General features: G+C 65.3%; 16 protein-coding genes. 6 read left to right on the top strand and 10 right to left on the bottom strand.

What is annotated here, in order from left to right:
* The 6 genes from WAO18_RS09825 to eccB all read right to left on the bottom strand — a co-directional run.
* Positions 1–236, bottom strand: a 236-nt coding sequence (locus WAO18_RS09825; protein WP_422205940.1) for a PE family protein, incomplete at its 3' end; no start/stop codon positions are given.
* Between the two features lie 276 nt (positions 237–512).
* The gene (locus tag WAO18_RS09820) at positions 513–1760 is read right to left on the bottom strand and encodes a PPE family protein (protein WP_422205938.1); all 1248 of its coding nucleotides are present in this window, start codon (positions 1758–1760) and stop codon (positions 513–515) included.
* Positions 1761–2130: 370 nt separating this feature from the next.
* Positions 2131–3336 (bottom strand): PPE family protein, encoded by a 1206-nt coding sequence (locus tag WAO18_RS09815; protein WP_422205944.1) that lies wholly within the window; start codon positions 3334–3336, stop codon positions 2131–2133.
* Between the two features lie 14 nt (positions 3337–3350).
* The gene (locus WAO18_RS09810) at positions 3351–3650 is read right to left on the bottom strand and encodes a PE family protein (protein WP_422205937.1); all 300 of its coding nucleotides are present in this window, start codon (positions 3648–3650) and stop codon (positions 3351–3353) included.
* 167 nt (positions 3651–3817) lie between these two features.
* On the bottom strand, positions 3818–8002 hold the full coding sequence (gene eccCa / locus WAO18_RS09805; RefSeq protein ID WP_422205936.1) for a type VII secretion protein EccCa: 4185 nt from the start codon (positions 8000–8002) through the stop codon (positions 3818–3820).
* The gene (gene eccB / locus WAO18_RS09800; RefSeq protein ID WP_422205934.1) at positions 7999–9510 is read right to left on the bottom strand and encodes a type VII secretion protein EccB; all 1512 of its coding nucleotides are present in this window, start codon (positions 9508–9510) and stop codon (positions 7999–8001) included. The genes eccCa and eccB overlap by 4 nt, the downstream gene beginning before the upstream one ends.
* Positions 9511–9813: 303 nt before the next feature.
* On the opposite strand from eccB, the gene malQ reads away from it, so the two are divergent.
* The 3 genes from malQ to WAO18_RS09785 are packed head-to-tail and all read left to right on the top strand — an operon-like array spanning position 9814 to position 13334.
* Positions 9814–11964 (top strand): 4-alpha-glucanotransferase, encoded by a 2151-nt coding sequence (gene malQ / locus WAO18_RS09795; RefSeq protein WP_422205933.1) that lies wholly within the window; start codon positions 9814–9816, stop codon positions 11962–11964.
* A gap of 21 nt (positions 11965–11985) precedes the next feature.
* The gene (locus WAO18_RS09790) at positions 11986–12867 is read left to right on the top strand and encodes an LLM class F420-dependent oxidoreductase (RefSeq protein WP_422205942.1); all 882 of its coding nucleotides are present in this window, start codon (positions 11986–11988) and stop codon (positions 12865–12867) included.
* On the top strand, positions 12864–13334 hold the full coding sequence (locus WAO18_RS09785) for a nuclear transport factor 2 family protein (RefSeq protein WP_422205931.1): 471 nt from the start codon (positions 12864–12866) through the stop codon (positions 13332–13334). The genes WAO18_RS09790 and WAO18_RS09785 overlap by 4 nt, the downstream gene beginning before the upstream one ends.
* A 5-nt stretch (positions 13335–13339) precedes the next feature.
* Here the strand turns inward: WAO18_RS09785 and WAO18_RS09780 are convergent, their stop codons facing one another.
* Positions 13340–14512 carry a glycosyltransferase gene (locus WAO18_RS09780; RefSeq protein ID WP_422205929.1) on the bottom strand — a complete coding sequence of 391 codons (1173 nt, stop codon included), beginning with the start codon at positions 14510–14512 and terminating at the stop codon, positions 13340–13342.
* Positions 14513–14583: 71 nt separating this feature from the next.
* Positions 14584–15888 (bottom strand): NAD(P)/FAD-dependent oxidoreductase, encoded by a 1305-nt coding sequence (locus WAO18_RS09775; RefSeq protein ID WP_422205927.1) that lies wholly within the window; start codon positions 15886–15888, stop codon positions 14584–14586.
* A 135-nt stretch (positions 15889–16023) separates the two neighbouring features.
* Here WAO18_RS09775 and usfY point away from each other — a divergent pair, with 135 nt between their 5' ends.
* Positions 16024–16326, top strand: coding sequence for a protein UsfY (gene usfY / locus WAO18_RS09770; RefSeq protein ID WP_422205925.1), 303 nt, complete (start codon positions 16024–16026; stop codon positions 16324–16326).
* Here the strand turns inward: usfY and WAO18_RS09765 are convergent, their stop codons facing one another.
* Positions 16327–16755 (bottom strand): type II toxin-antitoxin system Rv0910 family toxin, encoded by a 429-nt coding sequence (locus tag WAO18_RS09765; RefSeq protein WP_422205924.1) that lies wholly within the window; start codon positions 16753–16755, stop codon positions 16327–16329.
* A gap of 91 nt (positions 16756–16846) precedes the next feature.
* Positions 16847–17410 (bottom strand): hypothetical protein, encoded by a 564-nt coding sequence (locus WAO18_RS09760; RefSeq protein WP_422205923.1) that lies wholly within the window; start codon positions 17408–17410, stop codon positions 16847–16849.
* A 185-nt stretch (positions 17411–17595) separates the two neighbouring features.
* Here WAO18_RS09760 and WAO18_RS09755 point away from each other — a divergent pair, with 185 nt between their 5' ends.
* Both WAO18_RS09755 and WAO18_RS09750 read left to right on the top strand, forming a co-directional pair.
* A complete protein-coding gene (locus WAO18_RS09755; RefSeq protein ID WP_422205921.1) occupies positions 17596–18612 on the top strand; it encodes a DNA topoisomerase IB in 1017 nt (338 codons plus the stop codon).
* A gap of 206 nt (positions 18613–18818) precedes the next feature.
* Positions 18819–19248 (top strand): DUF4407 domain-containing protein (locus tag WAO18_RS09750; protein WP_422205920.1); only part of this gene is annotated, 430 nt, incomplete at its 3' end.

The raw sequence follows: 19248 nt of genomic DNA, 5'->3' as shown, positions 1-19248 counted from the left end.
GTGTTGACGAATGCTTCGTGGATCGCCGCGGCCTGCGCGCTGACCGCTTGGTACAGCTGAGCGTGAGCGACGAACTGTGCCGCGGTGAGCGCCGAGACCTCGTCGGCGGCAGCGGGAACCACTCCCGTGGTCGGGGCCGCAGCGGCGGCGTTCTGAGCGTTCACAGCCGACCCGATCCCCTGCAGGCTGGCGGCCGCTGCCGACAATGCTTCCGGCTGCGTGGTTACGAACGACATCCGGTTTCCTCCTCAATAACCGTGAGAGTCTTCGACCTTGAGCAAGGTCGTCGGTAAAAGATTAAACGGTCACGCAGGTATAACGCCCGCGCCGAGCCAACTGTTCACGACCGGATGATGAGTGTTCATCCCTCGATATCTGCTGTTCATCACGAGTTCTACTTTTCTTCCTTCTGCGGTAACACACGGGCCGGACCGGCCTCGTCTGCGCAGTGCCCGCCGGTAGTCGCTGATCATTGGAGTGGTCTGTGCCACAGGCAATTTCGTTGGAGAGCGCTAGCCGCCTATGGGCGGCCGCGGCATCACCGCGTGCCGGAACCCATACTTGACGACGTAGCCGGCGCCGCGCCGGCCCGAGGCGGCGTTGGCCATCGGCATACCGTTGAGCATCGCGTTCGAAGTTGGCGCCCCGATAGGACGGAAGGCGCTCGCCAGTTGGGCCTCCTCCATCGCCGCGGGCGTGGCCCCCGGCCAACCTGGAGGCACCGACATCCGGCCGAGCGTGCTTGCCTGGCCGATACCGGCCGATACCGGCATGCCGCCGTGGCCCAGAGCGAGTCCGGCGAATTGCGGCGTCGGATACCAGGCGCCGCCCGAACCGGCCGTGGCTCCAAGACCGAACGTCGTCTGTTGCCCGATCGAGGCCCCAAACTGGCCCATCCCCAACCCGAAGTAGGCCTGGAGTGTCTGCTTCAGCACCGTCGTGATGTTGGCGTTCGTCAGGCCCAGGCCGAGCCAGCCGCCGGAGGGGTAATTGCTGTAGGTGTTGTAAATCAACTGCTCGAGCCAGGGGAAAAACGTAGTTGGTGGGACTGTCGCGCCCCCGGTCGCACCGGTACCCGATGTGGTCGCCGCGGGTAGCGCGGTCGTCGCGGTGGTCTGCGTCGTCGTGGTCGGCGCCGCCGCGACGGCGTTCTGGACCACCGTCGCGGCTTGGCCCGCCGGCGCGGCGGCGGCTTGAGCCACCGCATTGGCCTGGGTGCTCGTGCCGTCGTCGGTGGCCGTCTGCGGCGGTGCGGCGAACGGGGTGACCTGTGAGGCAACCGCGGAGGCGCCCGCGTAGCCGTACATGGCGGCGGCGTCCTGAGCCCACATCTCCAGGTAGAGGGCTTCGGTGGCCATGATCGCCGGGGTGTTCTGACCGAAGAAGTTCGTTGCGATCAGGGCCATCAACAATGCGCGGTTGGCCGCGATCTCTGGCGGCGGCACCGTCATCGCAAACGCGGCTTCGTATGCGGAGACGGCCGCGCGGGCTTGATTGGCGGTGTCCTCCGCCTGGGCGGAGGTGCTGCTGAGCCAGCTCACATACGGCGTGACCGCGGCCATCATGGCCACCGATGTCGGACCTATCCAGTTGCCACTCGTGAGCTCGGTGAGCGTGGAACCGTAACCCGCCGAAGCGAAGCCCAAATCTGCGGCCAGCCCGTCCCAGGCCTCCGCGGCGGCCAACATTGGCCCCGGTCCGGGACCCGAGTACATCCGTCCGGAGTTGATCTCCGGCGGCAACAGCCCGAAATCCAGCACTAAACCCCTCCGTGAGCAAGACAGAATTGCGTGGCCCACCCAAACCGCCAATGGGCGACGGGCAGCGTTGTCCTTGACTGGTCAGCGATCACCGCGCGCCGGTCGTCTATCGCCCGACCGACCTCGACATGCCGAATGCGGTATCTGGTCACAGACGAACGCGCTTTCTTCCTCGGTAACCCTCAGCATCAACAACATTGAGTCCCGATGCTCATCGCTGAACAGTCGCTGGCTGCAAGACTAGATGGCCGCACGGGCCATCTGCGACGGCGACGCCGAGTATTCATTGCTCTACAAGCAGTGTTCACCCGTCGGCAACCGCTGTTCATCAAATGTTGGGGTGCGCGCCATTTGGCGAACGTTGATTCGACTAACCGGCCGCCGGTGTGAACGGGATAACGGTGGAACGGAGTTCGAAGCGGGTGGGCGCCGGGGCGGCCTGGCGCCCACCCATCGTGGTGATCGGCATCATCGGCGGCATGCCTGCGTGCGCGCCCGCTTGGACTGCCGGGACCGCGCCGGCACCGCCGAACGGTGTGGCCGCGGCAGCGCTGGCCGCCGGAGCCTCGGCGGTCCAAGCGGCTGGTGCCGACAACGCGCCGACCGACGTGGCTTGGCCCATGCCTGCGGAGACGGCCGGCATGCCGGTGCCGATGCCTGTCAAGGTCAATGCGCCAGTGCCCGAACCGATTCCGGCTGACTGGGCCGCGCCCAACTCGTTGGCCGCGGTACTGACCGCCCGCGCGGCGGTGGCATTGCTGCCCGTCGTGAAGAGCTTGGACAACATGCTCATCGGCATCATCGCCATCCGCATCGGCATGCTGAGTTGGTTCAGCATCGACAATGCCGACGTCGAACCCGACGAACCCGACGAGCCGGTCGCCGTGGATGCCAGGCTGCTCAGCGTCTGCGGCGCCGAGAGGCTTTGCAGGGCCTGCGGCGTGCCGGAGATGAGTTGTGGACCCGACGACATGATCGTCTCGACATCGGTCCCACTGGAGGTGCCGGCGGATTGGGCGGCGGCGGCGACTTGGCCGGCCAGCCCGCTGGGGTTGGTGGTCTGCGGCGGTGTGGTGAATGGGGTCATTTGTGACGCCGTCGACGAGGTGCCGGCGTAGCCGTACATGGCGGCGGCGTCCTGAGCCCACATCTCCGCGTAGAGCGCCTCGGTGGCCGCGATCGCGGGCGTGTTCTGCCCGAGGACATTCGTCGCGATGAGTGTCGCGAGCAAGCTCCGGTTGGCAACGATCAGTGGCGGCGGAACTGTTGCGGCGAAGGCGGTTTCGTATGCGCCCACTGCCGCGGTGGCTTGTGCGGCTGCCTGCTGTGCCTGCTCGCCGGTGGCGCTCAGCCACGTCACAAACGGCGCGGCGGCTGCGGCCATCGTGATGGAGCTGGGACCCGTCCACGGTCCACTGGTCAGGGTCGACAAGATCGAACCATAGCTTGCCGCAACGGAGTTCAGCTCCTCTGCCAGCGATTGCCAGTCTGTCGCCGCGGCTAGCAACGAGCCAGGTCCTGCGCCGGCGTACATCCGTCCGGAGTTGATCTCCGGCGGTAAGGCTCCAAAGTCCAGCATCGGAATCCGCCTCAGCCGGCCGCGAGCGCGTTGGCGGCCTCGGTGGCCGTGTAGGAACCGGCGCTGACGCCCAGAGTGTTGACGAACATTTCGTGGATCGCGACAGCCTGGGCGCTGACGGCCTGATACATCTGCGCGTGGGTGGCGAATTGGGCGGCCGTCAGCGCCGATACCTCGTCGGCGGCGGCGGGGACGACGCCGGTGGTCGAAACCGCTGCGGCCGCATTCTGCGCCGCCATGGACGATCCAATGCCCTGGAGATTTTCCGCAGCCGCGGTCAACTCGGCTGGCTGTGCGCTTACGAACGACATCCGGCACTCCCCTTACAACAACGCCCCACCTGTCACTAGTTAGAGACGGTAACTAGGAAACATGGGCTGCTGACATGCCGACGCTATGCGCGAGCTATGAAGTGTCCGACTCTCGGCAACGCAAAGGTCCCCCGCCCAGATGAGCGGGGGACCTTTGAGAGATCGGGCTACCGACGCAGATCCGTGGCGGCCACCTGAATGAACACCCCGGTGTCCTCGGCCATCAGCAAGCCTCGGCCGCGGGGCAGCGGTCCACCCTTCATCTTGCCGCGGATGAAGCCCTCGTCGGGATCGGCGTCCATCACCAGCAGCGGCGCGTTGGCCTGAGCCAGCGCCCGCAGCATCGGGTCGCTGCCCGCCGAAGACCATCCACCGAACGTCCGGGTGACGATCACGTGCAAGCCGACATCGGCTGCCCGGGTCACCCACGGCGCGGCCTTGTGCAGCGGTGAGTCGAAGCCCGGCGGCAGCTGCTGAATGTCGTCGACGATCAAGAAGATCTCCGGACCGCTCCACCACGCGCGCGACAGCAGCTCTTCAGCCGACAGCCCCGGCGGCGGTTCACGACGGGCCAGCACGCCGCCCAGTTCGTCCATCATCGCGGCGACGCCGTCGAGGTTGTAGGCGAACTTCTCGACGTAGTCAGTGCCCAGGGTGGTCAGCAATTGACGACGCGGGTCGACCAGCCATACCTGTGCGGACGGCCGTGACGTCGGTGGCGCGATGCTGGCTCCCGGCTCGTACACCCGCCCGATCTCGGACATGATGGTCGCCAGCGTCGTGGTCCGGCCACATTCGCGTCGACCCGTCACCATCAGGTGCGCGTTCTCGGCGAAGTTGAGGTACACCGGCTGCAGATCCAATTCGTTGATGGCCCACGCAATTCCACCGACGCCGACGTTCTGGCGCCGATCTGCCTGTGCCAGCGCCCGCACCTGCTCCAGGCCGAACTTCGCGGGAAGCCTGCGTACCGGCGGTGCGTGGCCAGCCGCCACCTGGCTTACGGCTGCCGCAACGCTGTCGGACGCGAATACATTGGCCGGCGTGTCGCTCAGTGCCGGCCTGGCAACCAGCGTGTGCAGACCCGATTGCGGATCGCTGTCCAGCCGAACGTAGTTCACGGCGACCATGCCGCGACCCGGCTTGACCGGAACATCCTTGGCGAATCGCGAGCGCACCAGCTTGGCGTCCTCGACCGCAGCCAGACGCAGCTCGATCCGGGATCCGAACCCGCTGCGCACCGGCGGCCGCAGCTCGGACTCGCGGTCGGCCGTGACCACCACGTGAATACCGAACGACGGGCCCTGGTTGATGATCTGGTTCACCTGCTCGATGAGCACCTCGTTCTCTTCGGCGAGGGCCCGGTAGTTGTCGATCACCAGGAAGATGTCGCCGAAGCCGTCGTTGGGGACGCGGCCGGCCTCACCGAGGAACTTGCGCCGCCGGAAGACCTCCATCGACGGAACGTCGTACTCGAGGAAGGTGTGCTTGCGCTCACGGAGCAGCGCGAGCAGCTCGGCCACCGTGCGGCGAACACCGTACGGGTCGGTGGGGCCGACGACCTCACCGACGTGCGGCAGCCCGGCCACCGTCGTCAGCGCGGTGCTGCTGTACGCCAGGACATAGAACTGCACCTGCTCCGGCGTGTGGGTCAGCGCGGCCGAGGCGATCAGCGTCTGCAACGCGGTGGTCTTACCCGACCCACCGGCACCCAGGATCAACACGTTGGCACCAGGCCCGGAGGTGTCCACCGTCCACGGCGGCTGGTCGTGCTTGAACGGCCGGTCGATGATCCCGACCGGGAACACCAAATCCAGCGACGTGCCGTACCGCTCCTGCCACGGTCGCTCCAGGAAGCGGTTGACCAGCTCCTCGATCGCCACCGGTCTGTCCAGCGGCGGCTGCCACAATCGGTACGGCTCGAAGTCGATGCGGCGAAGCTGATCGATGATCACCGTGCCGACCTTCGGCGTCCTGATCGCTTCCTCTTCTTCCTCTTCTTCCTCGGGCGCGCCGGCCCCGTTACCGCCGAAGGCTTCGTCGTGGCTCTCGCCGTTGGTCAGGGCGGCGAAGTCGTCCGGTCCGGTCACGCTGACCTCGATTGGCGTGAAGCCGGTCGTAAACAGTTGCGGCCGAATGTAATCGACGGAATGGGTCAGCATCGATGGCCCATCGTCGTCGAGCGAGACGCCACGACGGTAATCGCGCCACAGGAACTCGGCCTGGAAGCGGACGATCTCTTCGAGGCTCTTTCGGAAGTAGCCAAGACCGGCCTGCGCGGGCAGGTTGACGGCGTTGGGAACACCGGCGGCTTGCGCCGCACCGGCGGTACGCGCTTTCAGCACCAACCGATAACCCATGTTCTCCATGAGCTTTTCGGCCCGGCTCTCGATGGTCTGCGAGGCCATCATCAGGTGGATCCAGTAGGCGCGACCCTGTCGGCCGATGGAGTCCAGCACATCGACGGCGGTCGGCATGATGCGGAACCACTCGTAGAACTCGTCGATGACCACCACGAGCATGGGCAGCGGCGGGATGTCCTGACCGCGTGCGCGCATCCTGGAGCGCATCTCGTTGTATTCCTTGGCGTCGTCGACACCGGCGTTGTCGCAGAACGCCTTTCGACGGGCGATCTCACCCCACAGCGAGTCCAGGAACCGCTCCATCAGCGCCTGGTCTTCTTCCAGGTCGGTGATGATGCGCGAAACGTGCGGCACGCCGCCGAACGGCTTGACCGCGGACCCACCCTTGAGGTCAGCGAGCACGAACTGCAACTCGTCTGGCGGATGCGCGAGCATCAGTGACTCGAGGACCGTGCGCACCAGCGTCGACTTACCCGAACCGGTGGTTCCCGACATGACCCCGTGCGGGCCGTCGCCGCCCTCGTCGAGGGATTTCATGTCGAGGAACAGCAGTTCGCCGTTGTCGGAACGGTTTCCGAACGGGATCCGCAGCCGGGACCGACTCGTCAGGGCGTCGCGGCGACTACTCCACAGCGCCTCGAAGTCGATCTCAGACGGATCTTCAATCCCGTAGTAGGACAAGATGTCCCGGGCACCGATCTGGGCCACCCGCTGACCGATCTCCTCGTAGGCCTCGGCCAGTCGCCAGCGGGCCACCCGCTGCGCAAACTGCTCGGCCTCGGACTCGGTCACATCGTCGGCGAGGGCGAAGAACCACTTGTTGTCGTCGATCACCATCCAGGTGTCGCGGTCGCGGGGCAGCGCTTCGATCACCCCGATGTCGTCGGTGAACTTGAGCACGCGCTCCGGATTGCCGGTCCACAATGCAGAGCCGGTCAGGTCGAAGAACGTCACGCCGTCAACGCCGTCGACGCTGATGACGTACTCCCATTGCGGGTCGTCGATGTCGGCGATGATCACGTGGTGAGGTGTCGGTGTCTCCGCCGACGAGCTTGCGTGGCGAGGCGTGAAAGATCCACGGCCGGCGAATAATTCGGCCTGATCGGCGGCGAACTCACGCACCGACCCGTACACCATCCGGATGCTGCCGGCGGCGTCGCGACGGCGCGGGTCACCGAAGTGCGGCAGCCACTTGACCCAGTCCCACTTAGCCATGTCGGAAGTGACGACGATCATCTGGAGATGGTCAGGGCCGTGTGAGAAGGCCAGCTGGCAGACGATCGCCCGCATCAGGCCCATCGTCTGCTCGCGATTGCCGACCAGCGCGTACCACGGCTCGACGAGCAGCGACACCATCTTCGGCAGGTTGTAGACGACGCTCTGGTAGCGGCCGAATTCCTGCAATGCCTTACCGGTTACCGGCTCCAGCTCGATATCGGTCGGCATGTTCTGCGGCTCACCCCAGGTCACCTCGGGCCGGGTCATACCGACGCCGATTCGGGCGACACCGAAGTTGAGGTCCTTGCCGTCCGGCTTGCGCTCCCACATCCGGGCCGATCCGACCGCGGCGGGCAACGTCGTGGGCTCCGGGTGGAACCACCGGTAGTTGGCGTCCATGCTATCGGCCGACTCGTTGGCGGTCTCGCGCAGCATGTCGAGCATCAGCATGAACTGGGCCCGCATCGCGTCCAGCTTCGGCCGGCTCATCTGCTGCTGGCCACCGAAGCGGCCACCGAACATCATCATCGCGACCCCGCCGATCATGAAGATCGGGAAGATCGAGCCCGCGCCCAGGAACATCCGCGAACCGTTGGCGACCGTCATGGCGACCATGCCGACGAGCAGGCCGACCACCAGCACGCCGACCACGATCAACCACCACGGCTTGCCTTCTGGCGGCGGAACACTCAGTGGTGTCGGGAGGACGATGTTCTCCGGCCGGACGGCGGGTGCCCGCTCGGGCGTCGGACGTGCGAAACCTTGCTTCACTTGGGTACCACTAACTCTGCGGGGTTCATATCGGTCGGAAGAGTGTCATGACGCACCAACGCATCGGCGCGGGATAGCGCCGGGCCAGGTGCCAACAGCCGCAAGGCAACCCACGGTGCCGGACTCGGCTGGGACGTCAAACCCAGTGCCGAGCGGGCATCGCGCGAATTGTCCACGCCGAAGCGCACACCGGAACTCGAGAGCCACCAGAGTGATTCGGATGTGCTCGAGCCGGGGTCATTCCCGGTGACGACGACCCAGTTGCCGTATTCAGGGCCGAAGTAGACGCGATCGGCTTCGCGGCCGGACGCATCCGCCTTCACCAGCGACACAACCTGATTGGCGGCGCCGCTGCTCACCGGGATGGTCGGCCCGGTGATCACCTGAACCCGCGCACGCTCTTCGCCGGCGGTTTTCTGCCACCACCAGCACGTCGCCGGGTTTTCCTTGATGTCCACCGGGCTGAGCGGGCCGTCGGGATAGGCCGACAGGTCCATCCCGTTGACGACCGGCATCTTCGCCAGGGACGCGGGTGCCACCACCACCGGCGAGTTGCCTGCCGGCGTTCCGGCGTTCTGCAGGATCTGGGCGACCACCGAGTTGACTGTCTGCACACCGTCGGTCAGCACCACTGAATACTGTTGCGGCCCACTGATTTGCGGCGTCACGATCACGGTCCCCACCGGCCCGGGTGCGCTGGCGAATGCGGCCGGCTTGCCGGCGTCCGGCACCTTGGGCACCGACAGCTCGGGGCCGACCGGCAAGGCGTCATATAGTGCACGGCTCATCGGCCGCGCCTGGGTGACGTTTTCCGGGGTCAGGCCCAGTGGCAGCAACACCGCCCGGTTCATCGAGTCGATGCGCGACCGCCGCCCTTGCCGGATCACGTAGGTGTCTTTCTCGTAGTGCAGCACCACCGCGTCCGACCCGTTCAACACGTGGCGGCGACCCGAGAGATCCGGTGCGCCGTCGATGACGGTGACCGTCACCGGTGAGGGCGCGCCCACCCCCGCAGTCGAAGCCACCGAGTCGCACACCAGCCAGGACGAGGTGGCCGGGGTGGTCGGTGCGAACTCCGACGGCGCGCCGGGGATGCCCACCAGCGGCCCGTGCGGTTGCTGGGCGATCTGGCTGCCGCGCACCTTGTGCGGGTTGTCGGCGCGTCCGGCGATCAGCCGGGCCGATGCGAGGTTCAGCGCGGGGTACAACTTGTCGCCGACTCGGACGTAGAGCGCTCCGGAGTCGCGGTCGGCGATGATCGGTGTGTCGTTCAGCTGACCGGACGGACTGATGAACGAGTACAGCAATGCGCCCAGGCAAATCACCAGAGCGGCGGAGATCGACGCGACCACGGCCAGCGTCTGACGCCGACCTGGCTCGATCTCCATCCGGACCCGCCAGCGAGTCAAGGCCATAGCGGTACGGCGGGCCAGGAACTGGTAACCCGTTACCTGGGTCCTGGTGGAGAGTCCGAGGCCGTAACCCGAACCCCGCTGCTCACCGGCCATTTTTGATCACACCCCGAGCGCACGATACGCCTGCATGCTGTGTAGTCCCACGATTCACAGGGATAACGGTAGGGCACCCCGCGTGACCTCGCCACGCGAACGGTTGAGCGCGGGCGATGTTCACGTCCACGCCGTTTGTGGTTTGGACCACAGTGCTGTCACCTGCCATTGGTAAAGGGGAGATTCGAAGAAAATCTTCACTGCGCATCGTACGGCTCCGAGCAAACTCAGCCCGCCGGAAAAGCGACGTTGAGGTGAACACTCGGGTCGCATCTGAGTCATCTCGACAAGCAAGATGGCGGTATGAGTCAAATGGCGCCCTCGTTGACCGAACTCGCCGGTCGATTCGGCATCGCTACCGACTACGAAGACTGGAGTGGACGCCGGATCGCTGTCCCCGAGAGCACGGTGGTGGCTGTCTTGGCGGCCTTCGGCATCGCCGCTGCTGATGAGGCGGAACGTCGTGCGGCGCAGGCCGATCATGAGCGCGGGTACTGGTCGCGCGCGCTGCCGCCGACCATTCTCGGGCGGCCTGGCGTGCGCACCACATTTTGGGTGCACGTGACCCACGGTCAGCCGGCCGAGGTGTGGTTGCAGCTCGAGGATGGCACCGTCCGCACCGGAATACGCCAGGTCGACAACTTCAATGGGCCGTTCGAGCTGGACGGACGCTGGATCGGCGAAGCCAGCTTCGCGCTGCCTGACGATCTGCCACTTGGCTACCACCGGGTGCATGTGCGCTCAGAGGGGGACGAGGCCAGCGCAGCGCTGATCGTGACGCCGGGCTGGCTCGGGCTGCCCGAGCGGCTGGGAGCGCGTCGCATCTGGGGGCTGGCTACCCAGTTATATAGCGTGCGGTCGCGTCAGTCCTGGGGTGTCGGCGACCTCACCGATCTCGTGGACCTGGCGGTATGGTCCGCCTCGTTGCACGGCGCCGGGTATGTCCTGGTCAATCCGTTGCACGCGGCCGCCCCCACCGCACCCATGGAGCCATCGCCGTACCTGCCGACGTCGCGCCGCTTCGTCAACCCGCTGTATCTGCGGGTGGAAGCAATCCCGGAATTCGCGCAGCTGCGCAAGCGGGGGCGGGTACGGCGGCTGCGCGACGGCGTCCAGAAACACGCCGCGTCGCTGGACGCGATCGACCGTGACACGGCATGGTCGGCCAAGCGGGCGGCCTTGGCGCGGGTCTTCGAGGTTCCGCGGACCGCTGGCCGCGAGCTGGCGTACGCGGCATTTTGCGCTCGGGAGGGTGCCGCGCTCGACGACTTTGCCACCTGGTGCGCGCTGGCCGAGGAGTACGGCGGTGACTGGCATGAGTGGCCCGAGTCGCTTCGTCATCCTGGTGCCGACGGCGTCGCCGATTTCGTCGCCGGGCATCAGTCGGTCGTGGATTTCCATCGCTGGTTGCAATGGCAGCTCGACGAGCAGCTTGCGACCGCGCAGTCGCAAGCCGTCTCGGCGGGAATGCCGCTGGGGATCGTCCACGATCTCGCCGTCGGCGTGCACCCGAACGGAGCCGACGCTTGGGCGTTGCAGGACGCCTTGGCCCTTGGGGTATCGGCCGGTGCGCCGCCCGATGAGTTCAACCAGTTGGGCCAGGACTGGTCGCAACCGCCCTGGCGCCCCGACCGCCTCGAGGAGCAGGAATATCAGCCGTTCCGCGCCTTGATCCGCAGCGTGCTGCGGCACGCCGGGGGGGTGCGCATCGACCACATCATCGGTTTGTTCCGGCTGTGGTGGATTCCGCAGGGCCAGGCGCCCACCGCGGGCACCTATGTTCGCTATGACCACGAGGCGATGATCGGCATTGTCGCGCTCGAGGCCTACCGCGCCATGGCGCTGGTGGTCGGCGAGGATTTGGGCACTGTCGAGCCGTGGGTCCGCGACTATCTGCGCGGGCGCGGCGTGCTGGGCACGTCGATTCTGTGGTTCGAGCTCGATCGCGACGGCAACGGCGGCCCGCTGCCGGCCGAACGGTGGCGTGAATATTGCCTATCGTCAGTGACCACTCACGATCTGCCGCCGACCGCCGGCTATCTGGCCAACGAACATGTGCGCCTTCGGGATTCGCTGGGCTTGCTGACCCGGCCGGTCGAGCAGGAGCTTGCGGCGGCGGAAGCCGAGCGGGCGGCCTGGCTGGCGGAGTTGCGTCGGGTCGGCCTGCTGACCAAGCACGCCGACGTCGAGCAGACCGTGCTTGCGCTGCACCAGTACCTGGGCCGGACGCCGTCGCGGCTGCTCGGGCTGGCGCTGACCGACGCGGTTGGAGATCAGCGTACGCAGAACCAGCCGGGCACCACCGACGAATACCCCAACTGGCGGGTTCCGCTGAGCGGCCCCGACGGCCGACCGGTACTGCTCGAAGAGGTGTTCAGCGATCGCCGGGCGATCGCGCTGTCCGAGGCCATGCGGGCACAGACGGCCGTCAGCCCGACCGAAACCACCTGTTAGCTTCGATTTGCCATGAACAACCTGAAATTCGCCGTGGTCGCCCCGGTCGCTGCCGGAGTCACGGCCGACCCGCTGTGGATGACGGGGTTCGCCCGGCATGTCGAAGCATGCGGCTTCGAATCTATCGTTGCCGTTGAACACACCGTCCTGGCGACTACCTATGACAGCGTATATCCCTACGACCCTTCGGGCCGCGTGGAATTGGCGTCCGACTGCCCGGTCCCCGATCCCCTTGACCTGTTGTCGTTTTTGGCCGGCCAGACCGACCGGCTCGGGCTGGCCACCGGGGTTCTGGTGCTGCCCAACCATCATCCGGTGGTGCTGGCCAAACGGGCGGCGACCGTCGATGCGTTGTCCGCCGGGAGGCTGCGCTTGTGCGTCGGCGTGGGCTGGCTACGAGAAGAGATCGAGGCGTGCGGCACTGAATTCGAAAGTCGCGGTCGACGTGCTGACGAGCAGATAGCAGTACTGCGGGCGCTGTGGGATCAGCGGCCGGGCGGTGTCACCCACCGCGGCGAGTTCTTCGAGTTTGACAACGTCGTCTGCAGTCCGAAACCAATTGCCGGGCAGCATCTTCCGGTCCACATCGGCGGGCACAGCAAGGCGGCTGCTCGGCGGGCCGGCCGGTTCGGCGACGGCTTTCAGCCGTTGGGTGTGACCGGTGCGCAGCTGGAGGCCCTGCTTGTGCTGATGCGCGACGAGGCGACCGCTGCCGGGCGTGACCCCGCGGACATCGAAGTATCGCTCGGCCACTCGGTCACCAAAGTCGATCGCGAACGCGCTGAGCGACTGGTCGCCCAAGGCGCGGGGCGGTTGGTGCTGGCCATGCCGCCGATCAGCGACCTCGAGCAGGCCAAAGACGAGTTGTCGGCCTGCGCCCAACGACTTTCCCTGTCGACGTGACGCTCAGCGCGCCCGACCGGGCAGCCCTTGCAGATCTGGTGCATCGCTACGCCGCAGGTGTCGATGACCGGCAATTCGACGCTGTCGCAGATCTTTTCACTGACGACGCAATGCTGACACTCCCCGACCCGCCGAGGGACTTGGAGCCGGCCCGCCAGCACCGAGGTCGCGCCGCCATCAGGGATGCGGTGGCCGCTGTCGCCTCCACAATCCGCACTCAGCACGCGATTGTCGGCGAGGTGTATGACGTCGGTCCCCTGCCGGGAACCGCCAGTGGGCGCATCGCCTGCGTCGCGCATCACTGGATCGAGCATGCGGAGCAGGTCCGCGATGTGACGTGGCATCTGCGATACGACGACGAGTATCAACTACTCGACGCGCAGTGGCGGATTCGCAGCCGGGTGCTGACGATTGACGCCATCGACAAGCGGCAGGTGCGGCAGGTGCGGCGCGGCGCTTCCGGCTGAGCCGGTTATCCGTCGAGGCCGCGACGGGCCGTTGATTCGAGCAAATCTGCTGTACTGGAGATACTTTCAGCAGGCGGGGTTGTGTGAGTTGCGACCATGCGGGCCCGCGCGGCGTAATGCGGAGCGAGGATCCGGCGCAGGTCGGCGGTCAGGGAGTCCACCGTAGATTCCGAAAAGCGACGTCCGAAGCCGACTTCGAGGTGTTCGACGGCTGCCGCCCACATCGGCTGATCGAGCCCGTTCCAGAGGATTAACGCCGGAATACCCGCGCGCAGGCCGGCAGCGGTGGTGCCGGCTCCACCGTGGTGAACGACGGCGCAACACGCGGGGAACACGCTTGCGTGGCTCACCTCGCGCACGACCTTGACGTTCGATGTATTCGGTATGTCGTCATAACCATTGGAGCCCATGCAGATCAACGCGCGAGCGTCTTGGCGTCTGCACGCCTCCGTAATCCCGGCGATCGTGTCGGCGGGCGCCGCGACCGGCGTGCTGCCGAATCCGAAGTACACCGGCGGCGGTCCAGCCGCAATCCACGAGAGCACCTCGTCGTCGGCGTCAGCCGGTAGCTGCAATGTCAGCGCACCAACGAACGGCCGTCGATCACCTTCGGCTGCGCACTCGGCTGCCTGGGCGGGCACGCAAAACGCCTCGTAGGCCTGGATTTCCAGCGGTCGTGCGGCGGCCTCGGATTCGGCCGGTAAGCCGAGTGCCTGACGCTGAACGCGATCGGTCTCCGTCGTCACGCCGGGTCCGGCCTGCAGAATCTGCGACGGGAAGAAATGCAGCGCTGCCAGTGGAATACGATGGTATTCAGCAACATTGGCTGCCGGTACCTGCTCCGTCATACCTGCCACCAGTAGGTCCGCGTTTTCCGTCAACGACACCAACGTCGTGTGCTTTTCCGCCACAACCTGGGTGACGTATTCGACTGCCTGCGGAATTGCGCTCATTGGATTCTGCAGCATGTGGGTGAAGTCCTCGTCGCCGAGCAGTTCCTGCAAATCCCGTCCGTAGGGCACAGAAACAAGACCCGCGGACGCGACGTACTCACGCATCTCCGCGGGAACCGTCACGGCCATCTGCACTTCGTGGCCGCGGCGCAGCAACTCCGCACCGACAGCGATGGCCGGCTCGACATCGCCTCGGCTGCCATAGGCGGCCACGACGATTTTCATGGGAGAAAACCTAACGTGTCGGGAAACGTTTCAGCTGGGCGGTGTCTGCCAATAGCGGCGGCTGGTTGATCTCAACCTGTTTTCGGTAGCGGAATACCTTCGCTGGTTGAGAATTCGGCGTCGCTCTGCGTTGCGAGTCCCAGCGACACGATCGACCGGGCGAACAGCGCATCGGTCAGGTACGCCAGCGCAACGGCCCAACGATTGACCCCTCGCGGTATTGCATACAGGTGGTACGCGCGGGTGACGAACTTGGCCGGAAACCCCGATAGTCGGACTTTCAGGGGGTTTGCCACCGCCTGATGCGGGCCAAGGTCGACGACCAATCCCATGTCGTGATGCTTGTATTCCCGATTCTTTCCGTGGCCGAGGCTTGCGGCCACGTTGCTACCCAGAACTTTTCCCTGGCGGATCGCATGCTGGGCGGTGGGAGGTGTGATTTTGCCCGGCTGAGTCACGTCGGGTACCGCTGCGGCGTCACCGGCCGCGAACACGTCGGGATGTCCGGGCACTGCAAAATCGGTTTGTACTTTCAGCCGGCCCTTCTCAGTGGGCAGACCCAACGTCTCGATGAGCGGTGCGGCGGTTACTCCGGTGACCCACGCGACGGTGTGGGTGCCCACCCGCGATTCGTCACTGAGCACAACGTGGTCGGTGTGAACCTCGTTGAGCGTCAAGCCCAATCGGACGTCGACCCCGCGTCGGAGCAAGACCCGCATCGCGCGGGCTCCCAACTTTTCGCCGACTTCGGGCATCACCTGCTCGGCGAGGTCCAGCAGGACGAACTTCACCTCGGACGGGTCGAAATTCATCTGCTTGGCCGCGGCGTCGGTCAGTGCGCGAAGCTGCAGGACGAGCTCGGTACCGGAATATGATGCGCCCACCACCACGATGGTGCGTCGGGCTCGCGCGAGTTCGGCGTCGTCTTCCAGGCACGACAACTCCAACTGCTCCAGAACGTGGTCGCGCAGATACAGGGCCTCAGCCGTAGACTTCAAACCCCTTGCGTACTGGGCTAATCCAGGGATGTCGAACAGCCGGGTGACCGATCCTGGCGTCAGTACCAGCCGGTCCCACGACAGCGAACGAGAACGCTGTTCCAGGTCGGTGAACTCCAGTCGGTGTTGGACAAGGTCGACGCTCTCAACGCGCCCGCGAATCTTTCGCACCCGGTTGAGGCTGCCCGCGAGCGGAATCGTCACGAATCGCGCGTCGACCACCCCGCCTGCCACGTCCGGAAGCAGCGGCGTGTACAGCATGTAGTCGACCGGCGAGATGATCGTGACCTCGACCTCGGTTTTGCGTAATCGGCGTGCCAGCCGCCGCGCGCACTCGAAGCCGGTAAATCCGCTGCCCACGATCACAACCGACGTCACCGTGTCCATGTTGCCATCCGGCGCTAAACACAAACCATCTCGTCCGGCGGCCAATTGCCAAGCAGGTTTCTCGCTGGGTGAACCGGGTAGTTCAACAGAACACTCGGGACTCGAGTGAAACCAGAGGAGAGACTCATGGCAGACACCGCGAGCGATCCGGTCGACCATCACCGGATCACCCAGCCGTTCGCCGGCGAAACCATGACGAACACGGCGAAGACGCCCGGTTTGGTTCTTGTCGGACTGGCCGTGGTGGCCTTTGTCGTCTGTCTCGCCAGCTTTGCCATGCGACAGGTCAACGTCGGGATCGGGGCCGCGATCGTCACGTTGCTCGCTGCCGGCGCTGCGTTGGCCTGGCTGACCATGGAGGCGCGACGAGTCCGCGACGTCGAAAGGGAATGGAGCAGCACCCACCGCGGGAAGCAGCCGCGGCGTTGACTACTCCAGAGCGGCCAAGTTGCCGACCGATTTGCTTACGTCGGCCCTAATCATCCGTGCCACCAGTCGCCCCAGCGGCCCGTTCAGCAGACCACCACCGAGGTTGGCCGTGAGATGAAAGGTCGAACCCGGGTGATCGTCGCTGACTTTCATGGCAACCGTGATTTTGATCCCGCCGCGTCCGCGACCGGATAGTTCGATCGCTTTCGGCTCGTCGTACTGCGTGACGGTCCAGTGAATGACGTTGCGAAACCCCTTGACCTTGATGAGCGATGAGACACAGGTACCTTTCTCGATCTCTTCTGGGACGTCACTGCGCCAGCCGCCGAATATCGTCATCCAGTCGCCGAAACGACTCAGGTCTGATGCCAGCTTCCAGGCGGATTCCGGTGAGAGCTTCGAAGATGTCGAGACATCGACTTGTGCCATGTCGTCTCACTCTCTCCCGTAGGCCAAACCCGCCGCCGCGCTGGCTGTGCATACCCTGGCAAGCCCACGCGATAAACCGTGGCTCGGTTGATCAGATTCCTTTCCAGGTCTGATCCAGTTGTTCGGCCACATCGATGACTTGCGCCGCTTGGGATTCAGGCGCATCGATTTCTTCGTTGACGTATTGCGCGATGAAACGGCGGATCTCGCCGTCGACGCCGGCGACGATCCGCAAGAGCTCGCCGCGGATACTTTTCGACGCCACATGGACCGTGATGTCCGAGGAGCGTGGTTTGGCGACATCGACAATCAGCAGCAGCGGCTCAGCAGCCCGCGCTGTCGCGGTCAGTCCGATGTCGCCGTCGACCGTGAAGCGCTGCTTGTCGATTCGCAGGTCGACGAGCAGATCGATCAGCAGCGGGATGTGAATGTCAAAGGTGATGCTGTCGTCGACGTTACGTGTGACTTGCGGCTGCTTGATGGTCACGCTGGCGCTGACTTTCGCGATCCTGCCCGGACCCTGAGCCATCGGGGGCATATCGAACTGGCTGCCGGCGATCGCGGCGAACGCGGCAGCGACGCGTTCCTCGGTTACGGCCACCTCGAAGAAGCGCCGTCCAAAAGTCTCGTAGCTGACGAACTCGAAGCCCTGCATAACTAAACACCGTCTCACGTCGAGTTCGGAGACGGCGGCTGATCCGTTCGTGTCGAGTGAGTCGGGGCGGGCAACCGCGTTAGCTGAGGAGCGCCGCTGGGTAAACGAATGCGGATGAATACGCAGCGAATCTTCGGCGTGCGTCGCGCGTCACAGATCAGAGGCCCGACCCGGGCGATATCCGAATGAGACTGCGCACGAGTACGGTCGGCGGTCCGGGGCTTCGTCGCATCCGCAGTGGCCGCGGCTTTTACTTCGTCGACGACGATCGTGAGCGCGTCGACGACGCTGATGTGTTGGCGCGCATCGATGCGTTGGTGATTCCCCCGGCGTGGAAAGACGTCTGGATCTCCCCGCACCCGAATGGCCACATTCAGGCGGTCGGTACCGACGTGGCGGGTCGCCGCCAGTACCTCTACCACGAGCGTTGGCAAGCGGACAGATCCGAGGAGAAGTTTGACCGGACGGTGAGCCTGGCCAAAAAGCTGCCAGACTGGCGGCTCGGCCTGCTCGTCGACTTGCGTCGCCGCGGTTTGGGACGAGATCGCGTGTTGGCGCTGGCTCAGCATTTGATCGACCAAGGATATTTCCGAGCCGGTGGCGAGGAGTACGCCCAAGAGAACGGAAGTTACGGGTTGTCCACGCTGCACCGTGATCACGTTCGATTACGAAGCGGCAGTGTGGAATTCGACTACCCGGCCAAAAGCGGTGTCCGCCGGTCAATTTCGATCGAGGATCCGTTGGTGATCGGCGCGGTGCGATCGCTCCTACGCGTCGATACGTCTAGCCCACGGCTGCTTGTTTACCGCGCATCCGATGGCTGGTCCGAAGTTCATGCCGACGACATCAACACGCGTTTCCGTGAATTCGTCGGCGAGGAATTCAGCGTCAAAGACATCCGGACGTGGCACGGCACCGTGCTCGCTGCTGAAGCATTCGCCATCGCGCGCGAACCGAAGTCGAAGACAGCTCGCCGTCGAGAAGAAGCTGCCGTGATGCGAGCGGTAGCTGATCAATTGGGTAATACTCCTGCGGTAGCGCGGCGCTCTTATGTCGATCCGCGTGTTGTCGCAGCCTATGAGCAGGGCACCACCATCGCTGCAGCTTTGCGCCGGTCCAAGCGCAAACGAACTCCGGAGGCAAGGCGCGAGATCATCGAGCGGGCAACGGCGCGAATGATCAGGCGCGTTGGCAGCGGTTGAGGACACCGAGATATGCAGCGGACGCGGCCCCACGGCGCTATACGTCTGCGCTTGGGTAGTTGTGAGAGAATTCAGCCGTCGCACCGGCGCGATCCGATAGGGGCACTTCGGTTGCATATGTGAACCGCCCCTCACACCCACCCACTCGTTCGATATCCACGGCCGTGGCCGTTATGGCCGGCAAATTCTGGAGGTACCTGACTCCGATGTGCGCGCATCAGATTGCTGAACCACGGACTCCGGGCTCGTCGATAGTGGCCTTGCTCACCTGGCTGGGCGGCGGCGACCGCGCTGAACTCAACGAACGTCACGAGCGGTCCACACATGCGGTCGCCGGCGTGGTTGTGCTGGTCAATGTCGTATTGACTTGGTTGGTGACGACCCTCGCTGTCATGCCGGCGATGCACACGTCGGCGCCGGTCGTGGCGCCGTTCACCTTGGTATTCGCACTTTTGGTGGGCGCGACAGCCCGGGCAATCGCGACCGGGCCGACCCGCGGTGCTGCCGGGGGCGGAGTGACGACGGTGGCCGTGGTCGTGGTGATGGCCTTGGGTGCGGTCGTCGGCGAGTTCGCGGCGCTCGGGTTGTTCGCCGGCTCGATAGACCGCGTGATCCAGCATGAGGCCGCGCGCGACG

The sequence above is a fragment of the Mycobacterium sp. genome, assembly GCF_049278535.1.
In the GTDB taxonomy this organism is placed as follows: Bacteria; Actinomycetota; Actinomycetes; order Mycobacteriales; family Mycobacteriaceae; genus Mycobacterium.
Note: the sequence above shows the minus strand (reverse complement) of the source record. Positions and strands in the feature narration are given on the sequence as shown.

Coding starts and splice junctions, on each gene's coding strand:
- WAO18_RS09810 (WP_422205937.1), bottom strand. CDS start 3,650: ATGTCGTTCGTAAGCGCACAGCCAGCCGAGTTGACCGCGGCTGCGGAA.
- eccB (WP_422205934.1), bottom strand. CDS start 9,510: ATGGCCGGTGAGCAGCGGGGTTCGGGTTACGGCCTCGGACTCTCCACC.
- malQ (WP_422205933.1), top strand. CDS start 9,814: ATGAGTCAAATGGCGCCCTCGTTGACCGAACTCGCCGGTCGATTCGGC.
- WAO18_RS09780 (WP_422205929.1), bottom strand. CDS start 14,512: ATGAAAATCGTCGTGGCCGCCTATGGCAGCCGAGGCGATGTCGAGCCG.
- usfY (WP_422205925.1), top strand. CDS start 16,024: ATGGCAGACACCGCGAGCGATCCGGTCGACCATCACCGGATCACCCAG.
- WAO18_RS09765 (WP_422205924.1), bottom strand. CDS start 16,755: ATGGCACAAGTCGATGTCTCGACATCTTCGAAGCTCTCACCGGAATCC.
- WAO18_RS09760 (WP_422205923.1), bottom strand. CDS start 17,410: ATGCAGGGCTTCGAGTTCGTCAGCTACGAGACTTTTGGACGGCGCTTC.
- WAO18_RS09755 (WP_422205921.1), top strand. CDS start 17,596: ATGAGACTGCGCACGAGTACGGTCGGCGGTCCGGGGCTTCGTCGCATC.